The 18,801-nt window shown below is 42.5% G+C and carries 10 protein-coding genes; 6 read left to right on the plus strand and 4 right to left on the minus strand.

What is annotated here, in order from left to right; genetic code table 11:
- Positions 1–55: 55 nt before the first annotated feature.
- Positions 56–1,900: a M1 family aminopeptidase gene (locus O3Q51_16855; protein MCZ4410489.1), complete on the minus strand. Its 1,845-nt coding sequence runs from the start codon at positions 1,898–1,900 to the stop codon at positions 56–58.
- Between the two features lie 238 nt (positions 1,901–2,138).
- Between O3Q51_16855 and O3Q51_16860 the strand changes: the two genes are divergently transcribed.
- The 3 genes from O3Q51_16860 (at position 2,139) to O3Q51_16870 (ending at position 10,040) form a co-directional block, all read left to right on the plus strand.
- Entirely contained in the window at positions 2,139–5,270 is a 3,132-nt protein-coding gene (locus O3Q51_16860; GenBank protein MCZ4410490.1) for a T9SS type A sorting domain-containing protein, read from the plus strand.
- A gap of 241 nt (positions 5,271–5,511) precedes the next feature.
- Positions 5,512–8,457, plus strand: coding sequence for a T9SS type A sorting domain-containing protein (locus O3Q51_16865; GenBank protein MCZ4410491.1), 2,946 nt, complete (start codon positions 5,512–5,514; stop codon positions 8,455–8,457).
- A gap of 71 nt (positions 8,458–8,528) precedes the next feature.
- Positions 8,529–10,040 (plus strand): sialidase family protein, encoded by a 1,512-nt coding sequence (locus O3Q51_16870; protein ID MCZ4410492.1) that lies wholly within the window; start codon positions 8,529–8,531, stop codon positions 10,038–10,040.
- Here the strand turns inward: O3Q51_16870 and hemF are convergent.
- Genes hemF through guaA form a run of 3 tightly spaced genes read right to left on the minus strand, consistent with a single transcriptional unit; the run spans position 10,030 to position 14,299 of the window.
- Positions 10,030–10,935, minus strand: a complete 906-nt coding sequence (gene hemF / locus O3Q51_16875) for an oxygen-dependent coproporphyrinogen oxidase (GenBank protein MCZ4410493.1) — start codon at positions 10,933–10,935, stop codon at positions 10,030–10,032. The two genes, O3Q51_16870 and hemF, sit on opposite strands and share 11 nt — an antisense overlap.
- Positions 10,935–12,776 (minus strand): LysM peptidoglycan-binding domain-containing protein, encoded by a 1,842-nt coding sequence (locus O3Q51_16880; protein MCZ4410494.1) that lies wholly within the window; start codon positions 12,774–12,776, stop codon positions 10,935–10,937. Before O3Q51_16880 ends, hemF begins: the two co-directional genes overlap by 1 nt.
- On the minus strand, positions 12,767–14,299 hold the full coding sequence (guaA, locus tag O3Q51_16885) for a glutamine-hydrolyzing GMP synthase (protein MCZ4410495.1): 1,533 nt from the start codon (positions 14,297–14,299) through the stop codon (positions 12,767–12,769). Before guaA ends, O3Q51_16880 begins: the two co-directional genes overlap by 10 nt.
- A gap of 173 nt (positions 14,300–14,472) precedes the next feature.
- On the opposite strand from guaA, the gene O3Q51_16890 reads away from it, so the two are divergent.
- The 3 genes from O3Q51_16890 to O3Q51_16900 all read left to right on the plus strand — a co-directional run bounded on the left by O3Q51_16890 (position 14,473) and on the right by O3Q51_16900 (position 18,761).
- Positions 14,473–14,823, plus strand: a complete 351-nt coding sequence (locus O3Q51_16890) for a hypothetical protein (protein MCZ4410496.1) — start codon at positions 14,473–14,475, stop codon at positions 14,821–14,823.
- A 79-nt stretch (positions 14,824–14,902) separates the two neighbouring features.
- Complete coding sequence (locus O3Q51_16895; protein ID MCZ4410497.1) at positions 14,903–15,403, plus strand: DUF427 domain-containing protein; 501 nt, start codon at positions 14,903–14,905, stop codon at positions 15,401–15,403.
- Between the two features lie 82 nt (positions 15,404–15,485).
- Complete coding sequence (locus O3Q51_16900) at positions 15,486–18,761, plus strand: S41 family peptidase (protein MCZ4410498.1); 3,276 nt, start codon at positions 15,486–15,488, stop codon at positions 18,759–18,761.
- The last annotated feature ends 40 nt before the right edge of the window (positions 18,762–18,801 follow it).

Here is an 18,801-nt window from a genome sequence, read left to right on the forward strand (position 1 = left end):
TTAATAATTTGAATTCCTTCATACGATTTTGGCTATAACAAATGCTGTTTTTCTTTTATTCCATTTTTATGAATCTTACAGAATAATCCGAAAACCCTTGAAATCTTACGATATAAACGGCAGGCTCTAACTCAGAAATATCCATTCTAAAACCGTTTAGAATCCCACCTTCCGGCTCTATGCTTTTGCACAACTTACCATTGACATTATAAACTTCAGCAGTCTTCAGACCGCTGATTGGGGTAGAAGAGAAAAACCGTACCTCTGTAGAAGCAGGATTCGGATAGGCTTGAAACAAGTTCTCATATTCATCATTGATATCAGGATCAATTCCAACTTCACTTAAAGCCAGTATCCATCGATCAGGATCAAACTCTAGTGAATTGACAACAAAGTCCACTTCTAAAAAATACATCTGGCCCTGAATAACATTATCCAAAACCACCGTAGTATCAGACTCTGCACCAACTAGCCTAATGGGAATTGGGATTTCAAAAAAGTCTACTGATTGGTGACTAGGTGACTGATTGATCTTCACAAACACCCCTCCGTCCGTCTGGGCATACCAAATTTTGTAATTGGGAAAACCCTCTCCGTAATACCAGTCGCTAAAAAATTCCGAAAGGTCTTTTCCGGAAACCTCTTCCATGATTTGAATAAACTCATCCGTATGAGCATATGAAAATGAATGATCAGGATCGTTTAAATAGTTCCGACAGCCTTCAAAAAATGATTCATCGCCGATAACCCACCTTAACATGTGTAGTAAGTAGGCACCTTTATTATAGCTGAGGCGCCCGTTAAATATTCGATCTCTATCCAAGGTATCCGTCACAAATACCGACCCATCAGGCTGACGAGTAATACTCGATATTCTAGCGGCTTTCCATTCATCAAACTCATCAGGCCTCAGGTACTCTATAGCCAGCCCGTTCATATATGTCGCAAAGCCTTCGTTCAGCCATATATCCGACCAGCTCCCGCAAGTCACCTTATTGCCAAACCATTGATGAGCCAATTCATGAGCCGATAAATTGAATGACAGCCCCGACATTGTGCTCATTGTGCTATGTTCCATCCCTCCCGGAATACTGGCTTGAGCATGCCCATACTTCTCGGAGGCATAGGGGTACTCGCCGAATAAATCTGAAAAGAGTTCCATCAATGAGACTATTTCCAGCCCTCTGTCCATTTCATCTTCCATCCGCTCAGGATATACATAATTCAGAATCTCTACAGTGTCATTTTCCAATTCAGCGAAATAGCTGAATTCAGCGTAGTTCGTGACTGCCATAGACACCAAATAGAAAGGAATGGGGTAACGATGCGTCCAAACATAGGTGCTCGTTTGATCGGGATTTAGGATGACTTCTTCAAGAACTCCTTGAGATGCAGCCTTATTTCCGGCAGAAACGGTAATCTCTATTCTTATGCTATCGAGCTTATCACTTAAAGACATTTTACAAGGCCACCAATCAGCCGCCCCAAAAGGTTGAGAAAGGGTCCATATCTCGGGAACACTACTCCCGTGAAAACCCTGATTGAAAGAAAGGTAATTATTCTGTCTCGGCTGTCCCTCATAGACTATTCGGATCTCATGCTCCAAATTGCTTTGCAATAAGTCTGACTTTATAAAAATTGAGTTTTCCTGAGTAAAGCCATAATGACTTGCTTCTTCTCCATCTACCCAAACTCCACTTACATCAAGCTCAGAACTAAAGTCAAAGTCAATTGAATCTGTCGTAGCATAGAGCTCAATGGTATTCGTCACCTCTCCCTCAATTCGTCTTTGCCAAGGGTCAATCTCCCACTTACAAACTGCATATTTCCAGTCGTATGATTGCCCCACATCAGATGTGGCACTCTTTGATTCGTGCTGAATGAAACGGCGAGACTCCATTTCTGAAATTTTTTCGACTGACCATTCTTCACCCTGAGCAAGGCATTGAATTGATGCTAACAGAAGTATTACTAAAAGGAACCCTTTGTGCATTTGGTCAAAATACAATATTGTGATTCAAAACCCGAACACTTGGAGACCTACCTTGGTTATAATGACAATTCATTCGTCGATATTATTTTGACTTTCATCGAAAAGCACTTTAAATTCGTAACCTTAACGCAACAACAAAATCGCTATGCAAAAATTCAACTTTAAAAATTCCTTTCTCACCGCCTTCGCCTTTCTCTCAGGCTTAATGGCTTTTGGACAAGGGGTGTGTACACAGTTTTCCTACTACTACGCTGATATTAATTATCCGCAGTCGGGAGGTACAGAAACAGATATCTATTCTGTTACTCTTGATGGAGAGAACGCAATCCTATCTCCAATTGTTGAAGATTTAGGTTACGCTGCGCATATTGCGTACAATCAAATTGATGGATTGATTTATGTTGTAAATGGAAATAACGGCGCAATTAGTACTCTAGACCCTTCAACTTTTGTATTATCTGAGGCGGTAAGCGTTAGTCCGAGTATCTCAATCACTGTTGCTGCCTTCAACGACGAAGGAAATCTATTGATCGGTGGTTCTGCTAACAGTGGTCAACTTTACTCAGTAGATTTTGGATCAGAACCTTACTCCTTGTCAGAATTTTCAGGATCAAATGACATTGAAGGTGGAGACATCACTTTCTCCGAGGCAGGAAATCTCTATTTGGCCTCCAAGCCCGAGGGGAAACTTTACGAAGTTATTCCCGGTTTTGAAAACGACTTGAAAGGAAACGTAGACGGTCAGGTAACCGGTATGGCAACATTTGAAGATGGTGAGAGTGTTATTGTCTCCTCTCGGAACAACGATCGATTCTTAGTGTACAGCCTTGACGGCGAAGTAACAGTAAGTGGAGAGTACAATGCAATTCTCGATGATGAGCCTTTTTCTTTAGAGAATGGCGACATGGCGTCAGGATGTTCTGAGCGCAGCACTTCAGTAGAAGGATGCGATGACCTAAGAACTTATTACATCCACAACGCCCAAGGCGCAGGGCCAGTTATTCTATACGCCGTTGATTTCAACGAAATGGGAGGAGCAAATCTTTCTGTTCTTGTAGATAATCTTGGCGGTGGATCACACATGGGCCTTGGTGAAGATGGCTTCATTTATATTGTCCGTCACAACAACGGAATGCTAAGCAGGGTCAATCCACTCAACCCTATCGTCGAAACCATTGGTCAAATCAATGTTGATGGAGAAAACGTTACCAGCATTCCTGCTGTTGTAGTAGGAGATGATGGATTTGTTTATGTAGGCTCAAGCGCTACGGACATGATTTACAAAGTCAATCCAATGACGGCCGAAGCTGAAGTATTTGGTGAAGGAAATGTCGCAGGTGGAGACTTGGTATTTGTTGGGAATGACCTTTGGTTGGCCAACAGATCACAGGGGCGTTTCTACGAGATCAATGGTGAAGGCCAATTTGATGTGGATGCTGAAGAAATCAATGGTGTTTCTGTTTTGCCTGATGGAAATCTTTTGATTGCAAATGGAAACTTGAACGGTTTGTTCGAGGTTTACGAGCCGGGAACAGGAGCTGCCACAGGCGAAGTATTTGAAACAGGTCTAGCCCTATTCAATGGTGACTTAGCCACTCGTTGTTTCGACGGACAACCCGTATTCCAAGGATGTGATGATTTCCAAACTTATTACATTCATACCCCACTTGGTGGAGGAGACGTAATTCTATACAACGTTGAATTGACCGATTTGGGTGAAGCAAACCTAACAGCAATTAGAACGCTTGATGGAGACTCTCACCTAGGATTGGGTCAAGATGGCCTATTGTACATTGTACGGGTGAGTACAGGGATGATGACTATTCTAGATCTTGATACAGATACTGAAGCTCAAGTTCAGATAAATCTGGATGGAAATAACATAACTAGCATTCCTGCCGTAGTGGTAGGCGATGATGGATTCGTTTATATTGGTTCGGGGAATACAATCTACAAAGTTGAACCGAGCACAGGTGATGCTGAAGTATTCGGAAATGAGAATATTAGCGGTGGAGACTTGGTGTTCGCAGGTGGAGCTTTATGGTATGCAAACAGATCCAACTCTACTTTCTATGAAGTAAATGGTGAAGGCCAGTTTACTGTGGGAGCAGCTGAAATCAATGGCGTTTCAACACTACCTAACGGTAACCTACTAATAGCCGATGGTGACTTAGGAAATACGTTTGAAGTTTATGAACCACTTACGGGAAATGCGACAGGCGAAGAGTTTGATTCTGGCCTTGAGCTTTACTGGGGAGACCTTGCCGGTAGATGCTTTGACAATAACAATGAAGAAGGAGAATGTGAAAACTTCCAGTTGTTTTTAGCGGCAAACGGCAACCAAGACGGAGATATTTACAGAGTCAACCTTGAAGAAGGAACGGTTTCACTAGAGCTACTCCTGGAAGACCTTGGTCGTCCACACATCGCTTATGACGAAAGCAATGGACTTATGTACATCATCTTGGGACCAACAGGGGAAGTAGCAGTTTACGATCCTGTAGCTGATATTTTGACAACCTTCTCTAACATTACGATGGGACAGATGGATATTATTGATACTTACTCTGCAGTCGTAACAAATGAAGGTACCCTATTGGTAGGCTCAAACTTCGGCGTGGTTTATGAAGTTGATCCTGCTACAGGAGCAGCCTCTAACCCAATGGATGCTAATGTTGACGGTGGAGATCTCATTCAAACCAATGATGGTGATGTTTGGGTTATTAACCGGGGTCAAGGACGTTTTTACAACCTGACTGATGGTGTGACTGAATTCGATGTGGAGCTTGACGGAATCTATGGTGCTGCAGTAATGCAAAGCGGAATGATTCTAGTTGGTGACCAAGGAAACCAACTACGAGTTGTAGACCCCGCGGTTCCGGGATTGACAGAAACTATCTTCGAACTTGACTTTTCTCTAACTGCAGGAGACCTTGCTGGTGGATGCGGAGACAACTACGTAGGATTGGAGCAACCTCCTACAGCTGAGAATACAGCTGTGGTGATTGGAGAAGGCGCTACTTCTTTCGTAACATACCCAAATCCAACGGAAGGAATCTCCAATGTTCAAATAGTGCCAGGTTCTTCTGAAAGAGCAGTAATTGAAGTATTCGACATGAGCGGGCGCTCTGTAGCTACTTTACTTAATCAAGATGTACAAGAAGGAAATACTTATAGAATGACCTTTGACGGAACACTTCTTCCTAACGGAGTCTATGTTGTGAAGTACGTTACTCATAGTGAAACGGCAATTCAGAAAATCATGATTGCCAGATAATTTCTAAAAGTTTATACAACCAAAAGCCTTCCCACAACGGGGAGGCTTTTTTTATATCAGTCTAGGTTAATTGACCCCAAACCTTTGCTAATTCAGGGTTCGGCAAAGACTATCACAACAAATTATATCTCGCAATGCCAAAGACTTAAAGAGAAAAATCATCATTCGTCGTATAAATATTGACTTTCGTCGAAATCCGCTATACTTTTGTAACCATAACAAACAATCAAAAATACCAGCTATGATAAAAATTGACATGAAAAAAGGTATGCTTACTGCCTTTACATTCCTTTCGGGAATGACACTCCTTGCTCAAGGAGTCTGTACTAATTTCTCTTATTACTATGCAGATATTAACTATCCTGCATCGGGTGGAACAGAAACTGACATTTATTCAGTCTCACTAGAAGGTGAGGATGCAATTCTCTCAGCTATTGTTGAAGATATTCCAAATGCAGCACACATCGCTTATAATGAGATGAACGGGCTCATTTATGTAGTAAACGGAACGAATGGTTCTATTAGTACACTGGACCCTTCTACCGGAGTTCTATCCGAAGAGGTAAGTGTTTCTCCAAGTGTGGGAATTACAGTTGCTGCTTTTGACGCTGAAGGAAACCTCTTGATCGGCGGATCTGCCAACGATGGAAAAATCTACGTGGTTGATTTGGGATCAAATCCATATACTCTTTCTGATTTCTCTGATGGGAATGATATTCAAGGTGGAGACATCACTTTTGGCGCTTCAGGTAGCCTTTACTTGGCTTCAAAGCCTGAAGGGAAATTATACGAAGTAATTCCAGGTTTTGAGAATACCGTTCTTGGAAATGTAAACGGTGAAGTGACGGGTATTGCCACTTTAGAAGATGGCGGAAGCATTATTGTTTCCTCAAGAAATAATGGACAATTCTTGACATATGATGTAGATGGAGGATTTAGCGAAAGCACTGCATACAACGCCATTCTAAACGGAGAACCATTCACACTTGAAAATGGAGATATGGCTTCAGGGTGTTCTGAAAGAAGTACATCAATTGAAGGTTGTTCAGACTTACGTACCTACTACATGGAAGATGCAGTAGGTGGTGGAAGCGATATCCTTTATTCAGTTAACTTCAATGAAATGGGCGGAGCTGATCTAGTGGAGCTTGGTACTTTTGGTGCTGGAAGCCACATCGGAGTTGGTCCAAACGGATTGATTTACATCGTAAGATACGGCTCTGGAATGCTGACAACTTGGGATCCTGAAACGCTTGCCTCAGTAAATGAAGTACAAATCAACGTAGACGGAAGTAACATCGGTCAAATTCCAGCTGTGGTTGCAGGTGACGACGGATTTGTATATGTTGGATCTCAAGCCGGAGATATCATCTACAAAGTAGACCCTACCACAGGAAACGCTACTATTTTTGGTGAAGCCAATGTTGGTGGTGGAGACCTCGTATTTGTTGATGGTGCGCTATGGTGTGCTAACAGAGGATTAGGTCGTTTCTTTGAAGTAAACGGAGAGGGTGAGTTTGACGTTGCCGCCGAAGAAATCAACGGTGTTGCAAATCTACCCGATGGAAACCTACTGATTTCCAATGGAAACTTAAATGGACTATTCGAAGTGTACGAGCCTGGAACAGGTATTGCTACAGGCGAGACTTTCGAAACAGGTCTGGAACTATTCAATGGTGACTTGGCGAGCAGATGCTTCGATGGAAACCAAGGATCAGAATGCGAAAACTTCCAATTGTTCCTTTCCGCTAATGGAAATCAAGGTGGAGACATCTACCGTGTTACTTTAGGTGATGGTTCTGCTTCTTTAGAACTTCTTCTTGAAGGTCTCGGAGATCCTCACTTGGCTTATGACGAAATCAATGGATTGCTTTACATCGTAAAAGGAAGTGGTGACGTAGCCATCTATGACCCCGTAACAGATGTTTTGAGCACTTTCTCAAACATAGCTATGGGCGACATGAATGTAGCCCAAACTTATGCTGCTGTTGTAACTGAAGAAGGAACACTTCTAGTTGGTTCAGCAAACCAAAACAAAGTCTACGAAGTTAATCCTGCAACAGGAGAAGCCTCAAATGCTGTCGACGTACCGGTTAGTGGTGGAGATATTATCCAAACCAATGACGGCGACGTTTGGTTGATCAACAGATCACAAAATCGCTTCTACAACATCACAGACGGTGTTTCTCAATTTGATGTAGACTTGAATCAAATGTATGGAGCAGCTGTAATGGAAAGTGGAATGATCCTAGTCGGTAATGCAGGAACTCAACTTAGAGTTGTTGACCCTGCTACTGCTAGTGTTACTGAAACTGTATACAACATTGACATCAATGTAAGTGCAGGAGACCTTGCCGGTGGATGCGGTGATGCTAATCCGGAAGTTACTCCTGAACCAGGAGAGTGCTATGTAGCTGAAGCTTTCGATTATGTAGAAGGTGTGCGAAGCAACGGTGGTGCAATAGCTACTAACCGCACTGACTCAACTCAAGCTGAAGGAATGCCTGAAGGAATTGATCAATTGGTATTCGTAACTCTAGGTTACGGAGGAAGCATTAAGCTGGACTTCAACGGTGCAGTTCCAAACCTTGATGGCGATGACCTCGAAGTTGTAGAAACTTCATACGGAAACCCTGGTTGTGACGCTTATCCTGAGTATGCAGATGTTTATGTTTCTCAAAACGGAGTAGACTTCTTCTTCGCCGAAACAGTTTGCAAAAGCGACAATGGAGTAGATATCAGCGCAGCCGGCGATTTTGACTACATTACCGTGGTTGAGATCAGAAACAACGATACGTTGACTTCAACTCCTGATGGTTATGACCTTGACGGTGTAAGAGCAATCTGGAACTGTGAAGGAACGACAGAGGAAGAAAATGAGCCTGGTCAAAGTGAAGGTGACGTTGTTCAATTTGTAACAACTCCTTCTACGATTATCAACTCATACCCGAACCCAACTGAAGGTCAAGCAACAATTGAGTTCAGTGTAGGGCAAACAGAGCGTGCAGTAGTTGAAATCTTCGACATGAACGGACGCTCAGTTGAGACGTTGTTCAACCAAGATGTTCAGGCAGGAAACACTTACCGCTTGGCATTTGATGGTGGTGCGTTGCCTAATGGAATCTATGTTGTGAAATTTGTAACCGAAAGCCAAACGGTTATCGAGAAGATCATGATTGCGAGATAATCTAAAATCTTGTTCATAGCTGAAAAGGAGATCGCCAACATTGGTGGTCTCCTTTTTGCTATTATTGACCTATGAACAAAATTCTTTTTTTGCTATTCAGCTTCTTAGCGATTACCGTCAGTGCCCAAAATCCGGTTATTGAAATCTCAGCGACTGACAATCCCAATGAAATTTCTATCTGTATTGATGAGAGGCATCCACATCGACTCTTGGCAGGCGCAAACATCTACAGCATCTACCTGAGTGAAGATGGTGGGTTATCGTGGTCAGAGAAAAAGCAGTTATCACCATACGGAGTGTGGGGAGACCCTGTGATTATTCAAGATACGACAGGAAGTTTTTACCATTTTCACTTATCAAAAGTCCCTGACGGAAATTGGATTGACCGTATGGTTTGCCAGCGATCAGACGATGGAGGGAAAAGCTTTAATGATGGCAGCTATTTTGGATTGAACGGAGATAAAGCACAGGATAAACCTTGGGCTGTGGTGAATCCCGAAAACAACGAAATCTATGTTACCTGGACTCAATTCGATGAGTACGATTCAAAAGATCCGGCGGATCGATCGAATATTCTATTCTCAAAATCAACTGATAAAGGGGAAACATGGAGCCATCCTATTCAAGTGAATAGTGTGGATGGAGATTGTTTGGATGATGACGAAACTGTGGAAGGTGCAGTTCCGGCAGTCGGTCCTGATGGACAAATTTACGTTGCCTGGTCAGGCCCAAATGGATTGGTATTTAACTGCTCTTTCGACGCAGGTAAAACTTGGGAAGAGGAAGAACTACCAATTGCCGAACATGTGGGAGGGTGGAATATTAACATTCCCGGTATTTACCGTGTCAATGGAATGCCTGTTACAAAGTGTGACCTTTCTGAAGGGCCAAATCAGGGAACCGTTTACGTCAATTGGGCTGATCAACGAAATGGTGTCGACAATACCGACATCTTCCTCTCAAAAAGCACAGACCAAGGATTATCATGGTCGGAGCCGATCAGAGTCAATCAGGACTCATCCCAAAACCATCAGTTTTTTACTTGGATGGATATTGACCAAACCAACGGAAACTTATGGTTTGTCTACCATGACCGAAGAAACGGCGATGACAACGGAACTGATGTTTATGCTGCAGTAAGCCAAGATGGAGGTTCAACTTTTACAGAGGTCAAAATCAGCGAAAGTCCATTTTACCCCAATCCGGAAATTTTCTTTGGTGATTACAACAATATCGCTGCTCATGGCAATGTCGTCAGACCGGTTTGGACGCGGCTAGATGACGAGCAGCTTTCCGTGCGCACCTCGATTATTGATACCTACTCGATTATCAATGAGCAATCAAACTCGCTGACTATCCAAGAAGAAACGAATGGGGAATTGATAATTACGCACTCATTGAAGGGTAAAGTCTCGGTGAAAATACTGGCCTTAACCGGAAATGAAGTACTGAATATTGATAGACGGAAATCAAAAAAAGGCACCTTAAGAATAACGGAAGCTTCCGACTTGAATACGGGTATCTATCTAGTGGAACTTGATAATGGATCAACAGGTGCAAAAGGCCAATGGATCAAGCTTTGATCCAATCGATTTCTTTCTTTAGCAATGCGAGAGTTTTCTCCTCTTCAGACCCTTGTTCAGGATAGAAATCATAAAACCAATTGGCTTCTTTCGGAAGACTCATCAAAATCGACTCTGTTCGCCCATTGCTCAATAAACCAAACCGAGTCCCGCGATCATAAACCAAGTTGAATTCAACGTAGCGGCCTCTTCTGAGTTTCTGCCATTCCTTTTGGGAATTACTAAAAGCCTTATCTCTGTTTTCATTTATCAAAGAGGAATAGACTTCAGGAAAAAGTCTTCCGAGCGCGAGTGAAAATTCCAGAATCTCTGATTTTGACTGATTCGAGTCTTCCGACTCATGGTCATAGAAGATGCCGCCGATTCCTCTTGTCTCATTCCGATGAGGAATATAGAAATAATCATCTGCTTGCTTTTTAAAGCGTGGGTACCAACTCGAATCAAACCGGTCACATACTTCCTTCAGACTTCTGTGAAATTGCTTGGCTTGCTTTTCGACTACATAATGAGGAGTAAGATCTATTCCGCCACCAAACCAATAATCACCTTTATCCGTTTCGAAATAGCGAATATTCATATGAATAATCGGAACATGAGGGTTGTGCGGATGCATAACAATGCTGACACCTGTGGCAAAAAACCACTTGGCATCCATCCCTAGATTCTTGGCCATCATCGGAGTTACTTCTCCTTCTACAGCTGAAAAATTTACTCCTGCTTTCTCCAAGACACTCCCTTCTGACATAACGCGTGTGAGTCCGCCACCGCCGCCTTCGCGTTTCCAGCTATCCTTTATAAACTTACCCGCTCCATCAGTTTCTTCGATTTTCTCGCAGATCAGGGATTGAATCTGACGGTAAGAAGCTTCAATTTCTTTTCGATCAGGTGTAGACATTAGTTCACCCTTTTTATTTCAAAGTCCTCATACTGCAAGATGTAGGCTTCCTTATTTTCAAATTCTTTTCCCGTGGTTGATTTGCCAAAACGGTAAGAGCCGGCCGTTCCCTCCAACTTTAATCGGTCAAATGCCAACGGGAATCCCAATCCCTCTTTTAGAAGAGCTTCACCAAAAAACAATGTCAAATCATACCCCTTAAATCCATAATCAAAATGAGAGGGCTCAGTGCCATATGCCTCACGATATAATTTTAAAAACTGAATAGTCGTAGGACTTTCAAAATCGACGTATGAGGGAACCACCAATCTTAACTTCAACCGATTCTTGTATTCAGCTTCGATATTTTCATAATTGATCCATTTGTCGAGTCCATATACTTGGACTTGGTAGTCGTTTTCGAGCAATGATAACCTCGTCATCACATCACTTACGAAAGCCAAATCGTTAGAGGGTACGACAATCACATTGAGCGTATCCTTTTTCAGAAATTCGACAATTTTGCCTCCCCCTCCTTCTCTATTAAACATGTCTTTCGTGACACTTCGCAATGAATCGGAGTAGATATTATTAAAAGTTGAAACGGCGGTATTGTAGTTATTAATGAATTCCTTTCGCATTGGCCATTCCTTGGGCGACTCACTATTCAACATCAAAACATTGTGATCTTGATGGTTGATAGCAATGTAATTTGCCAAGTATCTGAGTAGTGTCTCTCTCGAGGTCAAAGCTCTCAATAAATAAGGGTTATCCTCAAAGACCTCGTTTGTAAAAGAGTTCGGCGAAACCAAATAGATCTTCTCATCAATGGTCATATCACTCACCAATGCCAAACTAGCCTTGTGCATCGGACCAAAAATCATATCCATTTCACGAAGCTCTTTCTTCTTCAAAGTCTCTCGGGTTCTGACAATATCCTCCCCTACTTCGTAAACATGCAGGTTTGCGCTCAACCCTAACTTCGCTAATGAATCAAGTGCCAATCTCGTTCCCCGATAGTATTCCAACGCAATTTCGGTAAGAATATAAAGGTCCTCACCTTTGGTCAATACTTTTTCAATACTGTCATTTAACTCCAATTCAAAAGGCAACATCAAGGCTAGGTCATACACCTCTTGTGTGCCAACAGGAATATCCAGTTCACTCAAAATTGATTCGCGTTCTTCCGCTGAACGCTTTTCCAGGAACGACTCGGTATAAGTCGGTATAATCAAGTATTGATCTTTTTTTACTCCAAGTGCCAAATCAGGATTCATGGTCAAAAGACTATCCTGAGAAATTCCGTATTGCTTGGCAAGAGAAAAAATCGTTTCACCCGATTGAATCTGATGAACAATGAACGAATCATTTCGAGCAGGCTCCAAAAATTTCTCTTGAACGTTTGAGCTCTTCGCTGAAGGAACTCTCAAAATAACTCCTGTGCTCAAAGTCTGCGCTGATTCAGGGTTCATTTCCATCAGTTCATTCACAGATACTCCATAATCCTTCGAGATGGAGAAAAGCGTTTCTTTCTTTTGAACGGTATGCAAAATGACGTCTCCGTCTACCTTAACTTCTTTTTTCTTGGCTTCTCGCTTATTTACTTCTCCCAGAGGAACGAGTATTTCCTGACCAATTTCCAGACCTTGCTCTGCAGAAGGGTTGGCAGTAACCAAAGCATCCACTGGAACCGAGAACATCTTTGATATCGCATAGAGCGTATTTCCAGGCTCTACATAGTAGAGATAGTAATCGTTTCCATCAATCGTGCGCTGGGCATAATTCTGAGCCGAAACGCCGGAGGCAATCATTGCCGCTACGGCGACAAAGATGAATCTTAACAGTCCGTTTTTTACTCCCATTCTATAGTTGCAGGTGGTTTTGAACTAATGTCGTAAACCACTCGGTTTATGCCCTTAACTCGATTTATGATCTCGTTTGAAATCTTTGCCAATAGTGGATAAGGCAAATGACACCAATCGGCGGTCATTCCGTCTGTAGAAGAAACAGCTCTAAGGGCAACTGCCTTCTCATATGTCCGTTCATCACCCATCACGCCTACACTTTGAACGGGAAGCAAAATCGCTCCTGCTTGCCATACATTATCGTATTCTCCCGATTCTTTCAAGTTTGAAATAAAGATATGATCAACCTCTTGCAAAATACGGACCTTTTCTTCCGTTATGTCTCCTAAAATTCGAATGGCCAATCCGGGGCCGGGGAAAGGGTGTCTCCCCAAGATGGCTTGAGAAATCTCCAAATCCTTCCCTACTAAACGAACCTCATCTTTAAAAAGTGCGCGCAATGGTTCTACGACTTTCAACTTCATAAAGTCAGGTAGGCCACCAACATTGTGGTGACTTTTAATCGTAGCTGATGGTCCTTTTACTGAAACAGATTCGATTACATCAGGGTAGATCGTTCCTTGAGCAAGCCATTTTACATCTTGCACCTCGTGAGCTGCGTCATCAAATACTTCAATAAAAACACGGCCGATGGCTTTGCGTTTTTCTTCAGGATCACTTATTCCCTTCAATGCATCGTAAAAGCGTGACTTGGCGTCTACCCCGCGAACATTCAGCCCCATATCTTGATACGAGTGCAAGACATCCTCAAACTCATTCTTACGCAGAAGACCGTTGTCAACGAAAATGCAATAAAGGTTTTTGCCGATAGCATGATGCAGCAAAACGGCAGCAACCGAGCTATCCACACCTCCGCTCAATCCGAGAATTACCTTATCATCTCCTAATTGAGCCTTTAACTCTGATACGGATTGCTCTACAAAGCTATGAGGTGTCCATGACCCATTGCAACCACATATATCAATCAAGAAATTATGCAGCAGCTGTTTACCGTCAGTGCTATGATACACTTCAGGGTGAAATTGAATTCCAAAAGTGTTTTCTCCTTTTACTTCATAACCTGCGACTTCCACATCATGGGTAGATGCAACGATTCTTGCATGATCGGGTAGAGAAAAAATAGTATCGCCATGAGACATCCACACTTGAGATCCAATGTGAATATCTTTAAACAAAAGAGATTCGGAGTCGATTGATCTCAGATTTGCTCTACCATATTCGCGTTTATCGCTCTTTCTCACTTCTCCTTTACCATCGAGCTGAGCAATGTATTGGGCGCCATAACAGACTCCGAGTACGGGAACTTTCTCGCGATAAAGACTTAAGTCGATCTGCGGAGCTTTTTCATCATGAACAGAAAAAGGACTACCCGAAAGAATTACTCCTTTTATATTAGCAGTGAGTTCGGGAGATTCATGGTAGGGATGAATCTCGCAATAAACATTATGCTCTCTCACTCTACGCGCGATAAGCTGGGTATATTGCGACCCGAAATCCAATATCAAAATGGTTTCTTGCATGGCGGCAAAGATAACGATGTGGAAGTTTTTGGATAACCGTTTACATCGTTGCCGCTTGGTTGTTTTCAACAGGATTTCACCATATTTGGCAAGTGCTGCTGATTTTCGTCAGAATGGTTGATTTATTTATTTTCTTAGCACGGATTTGTTAACCCGAAAAATTTCAAATAGTCATGTCTGCAATTGATAGCAAACCCAGAATTATTACTTCTTTCGAAAAAATAGCTCCTGCTATTCAAGAGCAGATAAAGCTAACTTATCCATACGGATTCAGTGATGAACTCATTCATTTCAATAACAAAGATGGAGACAGAGTGAGCGCTCTTCGATTTGAAACGGATGAAAGAATATACCTCATCAAAATGTCGCAAGCCCGCGCAGAAGAGTTAATCGAAGAAGATGAGGATTACGATGATGATGGTAATCTGAAAAAGACCGTGAAATCTGACTTTGAGGACAAGTATTCTGATTTGGACTACATGCCCGATTCCGATGATGACTCTAGTGACGAAGATGATGACTAGTCTGAACCTTGATTGATTGTCAGTGTTCTCAGTATACCTTTCGACTCACGTTGCATCAAAGGTTTAAGAACGAACAAGTATGGCCAAAAATCCAAAAGCTGAAAAACCCAAAAAAGGTCAGGAATCGGTGTGGGACTACCCACGCCCTCCAAAATTGGAAAAAGTAACTTCTTTGGTCGAAGTATTTTTTGCCGGAAGGCGGATAGCATCTTCAAATAAGGCGCTGAGAATTCTGGAAACCAGCCACCCTCCCACGATCTATATTCCTCCTAAAGACATTGATCAGGAGGTGTTGACTAAGTCAAATCAAACTACTTTTTGTGAATGGAAAGGCAAGGGAAACTACTACCACTTGGAGTTGGGAGAATTGAAAGTAGACAATGCCGCTTGGTATTATCAAGAACCAAAGGCTGCATATTCGGAGCTGAAAAATCATATCGCTTTTTATCCCTCTAAAGTTGAAGCTTGCTTCATCGACGGCGAAAAAGCTGAAGCTCAGGAAGGAGACTTTTACGGTGGTTGGATTACCTCAAAAATCGTTGGCCCATTCAAAGGAGCGGCAAATACCTTTGGATGGTGAGTTGTCTCTTTTCCCAAAAACCTTTAAATCCTGCTTCAATCGCGGGATTTTTTTGTTTTTTACACCCACAAAAACCATCTACATGAAAAAGTATCTTCTACCTCTCATTCTGCTATCACTTACTTTCTCAGGATTAGCTCAAGACTCTGATAGCCCTTTATGGCTGAGATACCCCGCGCTCTCTCCTGATGGAAGCACTATTGCTTTCGCATATCAAGGAGATATATACACGGTTTTAATTTCAGGAGGTGAAGCCAAAAGACTTACTATACACGATGCTTACGAGAGTGAACCCGTTTGGAGTCCCGATGGAAAGCATATTGCATTTTCATCTATGCGATACGGAAATAAAGATGTTTTCCTAATAGAAGCCGAAGGGGGTTCTCCAAAAAGGTTGACCTTTCACTCTGCTGACGATGTAGCCTTCGATTTCAGTCCTGACGGTAAAAAGGTTATTTATGGATCTTCGAGAGTTGATGATTCTGAGTCAGTACTTTTTCCATCGGGAGTTCTACCTGAATTGTATTCTGTTCCTGCAGAAGGTGGAAGAGAAGAACAAATCTTGACAACACCTGCCATCGCGACCAAATACAACGAGTCAGGAGATATGATCATTTTCCACGACCGAAAAGGCTACGAAGACAAATACCGCAAACACCATGTATCCTCTGTAACCAGAGATATTTGGACCTATAATTTCGATAATGAAGAATACAAAAAGCTCACATCTTGGCGTGGAGAAGATCGCGAGCCGGTTTGGGGAACTGCAAATCAAGTGTTTTTTACTTCTGAAAGATCGGGCTCTTTCAATGTCTGGAAAGGAACTCTGTCAGGAGATTCCCTCACTAATTTAAAGCAAGTAACCAATCTGGATAAACATCCCGTTCGCTCACTTTCGAGGGCCGATAATGGAATGCTATGTTTTAACTATGCCGGTGAAATCTACACCCAATTGGAACCGCAACAACCCAAGAAAATCAATATTACTATCAGAACGGACCGACGCTACAACGAAGCTGTAGTAGAGTTGATTAATGGAAACGCGAGTGATTTTGAGGTTTCCCCAAATGGAAAAGAAATAGCCTTCATCGTGAGAGGAGAAGTATTCGTAACTGCCACAGACTATTCGAAGACGAAGAGGATAACCGACACTCCTGAACAAGAGCGAGGACTTGACTTCAACAGCGACGGCTCGAAATTGCTCTACAACGGTGAGCGTGACGGCAGCTGGAATGTTTATGAAGCCAGTCTGGGTAGAGAAGAAGACAAGTATTTTTACAATGCAACCATCATTGAAGAAAAGCCAATCGTCAATACTGAGGCTGAAGAATTTCAAGCCAGCTACTCGCCAAACGACGAGGAGGTAGCTTACCTTGAAGAGCGAACTACCCTTAAAGTGATCAACCTCAAATCGGGAATGACCAGAACGGTAGTACCTGGTGAATACTCTTATTCTTATTCAGATGGCGACCAATATTACACCTGGTCACCCGACTCAAAATGGTTACTCGTTCAGTTTTTTGACAACAATCGCTGGAATGATCAGGTGGGACTGGTAAAGGCAACCGGGGAAGAAGATCCGATCAACTTAACCAAAAGTGGGTATGGAAATAGTCGGCCCAAATTCGGCATGAAAGGCGAAGTGGTTTATTGGGCGTCCGATAAGGCAGGATTTCGCTCACATGGAAGCTGGGGCAGTCAAAGCGATGTTTATGCTCTCTTTTTAACAGAAAACGCTTTCAAGAAATTCACATTAGACAAAGCCGATTACGAACTTTGGAAAGAAGAGCAGAAAGACAAAAAGAAGAAAGAGGAGAAGGAAGAAAAAGACGAAGAGGACAAGAATAAAGACGGGGATGATGAAGACGAAGAGAAAGAAGAGGTAAAGGACATCACTGTTGACTGGGAAGGACTGGATGACCGTAAGGTTCGATTGACCATATTCTCATCATTCCTCGCCGACTTTGTCTTGGACAAAGAGGGTGAAAACCTCTATTTCATGGCAAGTACAGGAGAAGGATTTGACCTCTGGAAAACTCAATTTAAAGACAAGGAGACCAAGGTTTTCACCAAGTTGGATGGAGGCTATTCAGATATTCAGTTTGACAAAAAGTTCGAACACCTCTTCGTCAATTCAAAAGGTAGCTTGAAAAAGATCACCGTCAAAGACGGAAAATCTGAGAGTGTTTCGTTCTCATCTGAGATGAATCTAAACACTGATGGAGAAAGAGCCTATCTTTTCGAACATGCTTGGAGACAGTTTAAGAAGAAGTTCTATTTGGAGGATTTGCATGGAGTAGATTGGGATTATTACAAAGCCGAATATGTTAAATACCTACCATACATTAATAACCCGTATGATTTTGCCGATATGCTATCTGAAATGCTGGGTGAAGTCAACGCCTCTCACACAGGTGGAAGATATAGATCCAGTGACAAAAAGGGAGACAAAACTGCCTCTTTGGGCTTACTTTATGACGAAACCTATCAAGGCGATGGATTGAAAATTGCCGAGGTATTGGGGAAAAGCCCCGTGATCAACGAAGAAGGGAAAGTGAAAAAAGGAATTGTGATTGAAAAAATAAATGGCGAGACAATCCTAAGAGATGAAAATTACTACCCGCTATTCAATCGAAAGACCGGAGACAAAACGTTGATTTCTTATTTCAACCCGGAGTCCGGAGAAAGATGGGATGAAGTAGTAGAACCAATCGGTCGATGGGAAGAAAACCAATTGCTCTACGAGCGATGGATTGAAAGTCGCGAGGCTCAAGTAGACAGCCTGAGTGGAGGAAAAATCGGCTACGTACACGTGAGAGGAATGAATTCATCCAGCTTTCGCGAAGTGTACGAGAAGGCCCTTGGAAAACACAATAAAAAACTAGGTCTCATTGTCGACACCAGATTCAACGGTGGTGGCTGGCTACATGATGATTTGGCGACCTTCCTCAGTGGTGAAGCTTATCTACAATTTCTACCTCGAGGTCAGGACAATATGGGTGGTGAACCTTTGGGGAAATGGACAAAGCCAAGTTGCGTATTGATGAGCGAAAGCAATTACTCAGATGCACACATGTTTCCATATACGTACAAGTTTTTTGAAATTGGAAAACTGATAGGAACTCCTGTTGCAGGAACGGGAACGGCCGTATGGTGGGAACGCATGCAAGACGGAACCGTATTTGGAATTCCTCAAGTGGGAATGAAGGATGTACGCACAGGCGAATTGATGGAAAACAATGAGCTTCAGCCGGACATTCTAATCTACAACGAGCCAGGCATGGCATCACAAGGGGTTGACCAACAGTTGGAGGCAGGTGTAAAACACTTGTTGGAAGTTGCCGCAAAGAAAGAGTAGTCTCGATATTACAACACTATGATAACTCATACCTTCGCGG

It is taken from the genome of Cryomorphaceae bacterium 1068 (assembly GCA_027214385.1).
Classification (GTDB): Bacteria; Bacteroidota; Bacteroidia; order Flavobacteriales_D; family Cryomorphaceae; genus JAKVAV01.

Coding starts and splice junctions, on each gene's coding strand:
- O3Q51_16855 (MCZ4410489.1), bottom strand. CDS start 1,900: ATGGAGTCTCGCCGTTTCATTCAGCACGAATCAAAGAGTGCCACATCT.
- O3Q51_16860 (MCZ4410490.1), top strand. CDS start 2,139: ATGCAAAAATTCAACTTTAAAAATTCCTTTCTCACCGCCTTCGCCTTT.
- O3Q51_16865 (MCZ4410491.1), top strand. CDS start 5,512: ATGATAAAAATTGACATGAAAAAAGGTATGCTTACTGCCTTTACATTC.
- O3Q51_16870 (MCZ4410492.1), top strand. CDS start 8,529: ATGAACAAAATTCTTTTTTTGCTATTCAGCTTCTTAGCGATTACCGTC.
- hemF (MCZ4410493.1), bottom strand. CDS start 10,935: ATGTCTACACCTGATCGAAAAGAAATTGAAGCTTCTTACCGTCAGATT.
- O3Q51_16880 (MCZ4410494.1), bottom strand. CDS start 12,776: ATGGGAGTAAAAAACGGACTGTTAAGATTCATCTTTGTCGCCGTAGCG.
- guaA (MCZ4410495.1), bottom strand. CDS start 14,299: ATGCAAGAAACCATTTTGATATTGGATTTCGGGTCGCAATATACCCAG.
- O3Q51_16890 (MCZ4410496.1), top strand. CDS start 14,473: ATGTCTGCAATTGATAGCAAACCCAGAATTATTACTTCTTTCGAAAAA.
- O3Q51_16895 (MCZ4410497.1), top strand. CDS start 14,903: ATGGCCAAAAATCCAAAAGCTGAAAAACCCAAAAAAGGTCAGGAATCG.
- O3Q51_16900 (MCZ4410498.1), top strand. CDS start 15,486: ATGAAAAAGTATCTTCTACCTCTCATTCTGCTATCACTTACTTTCTCA.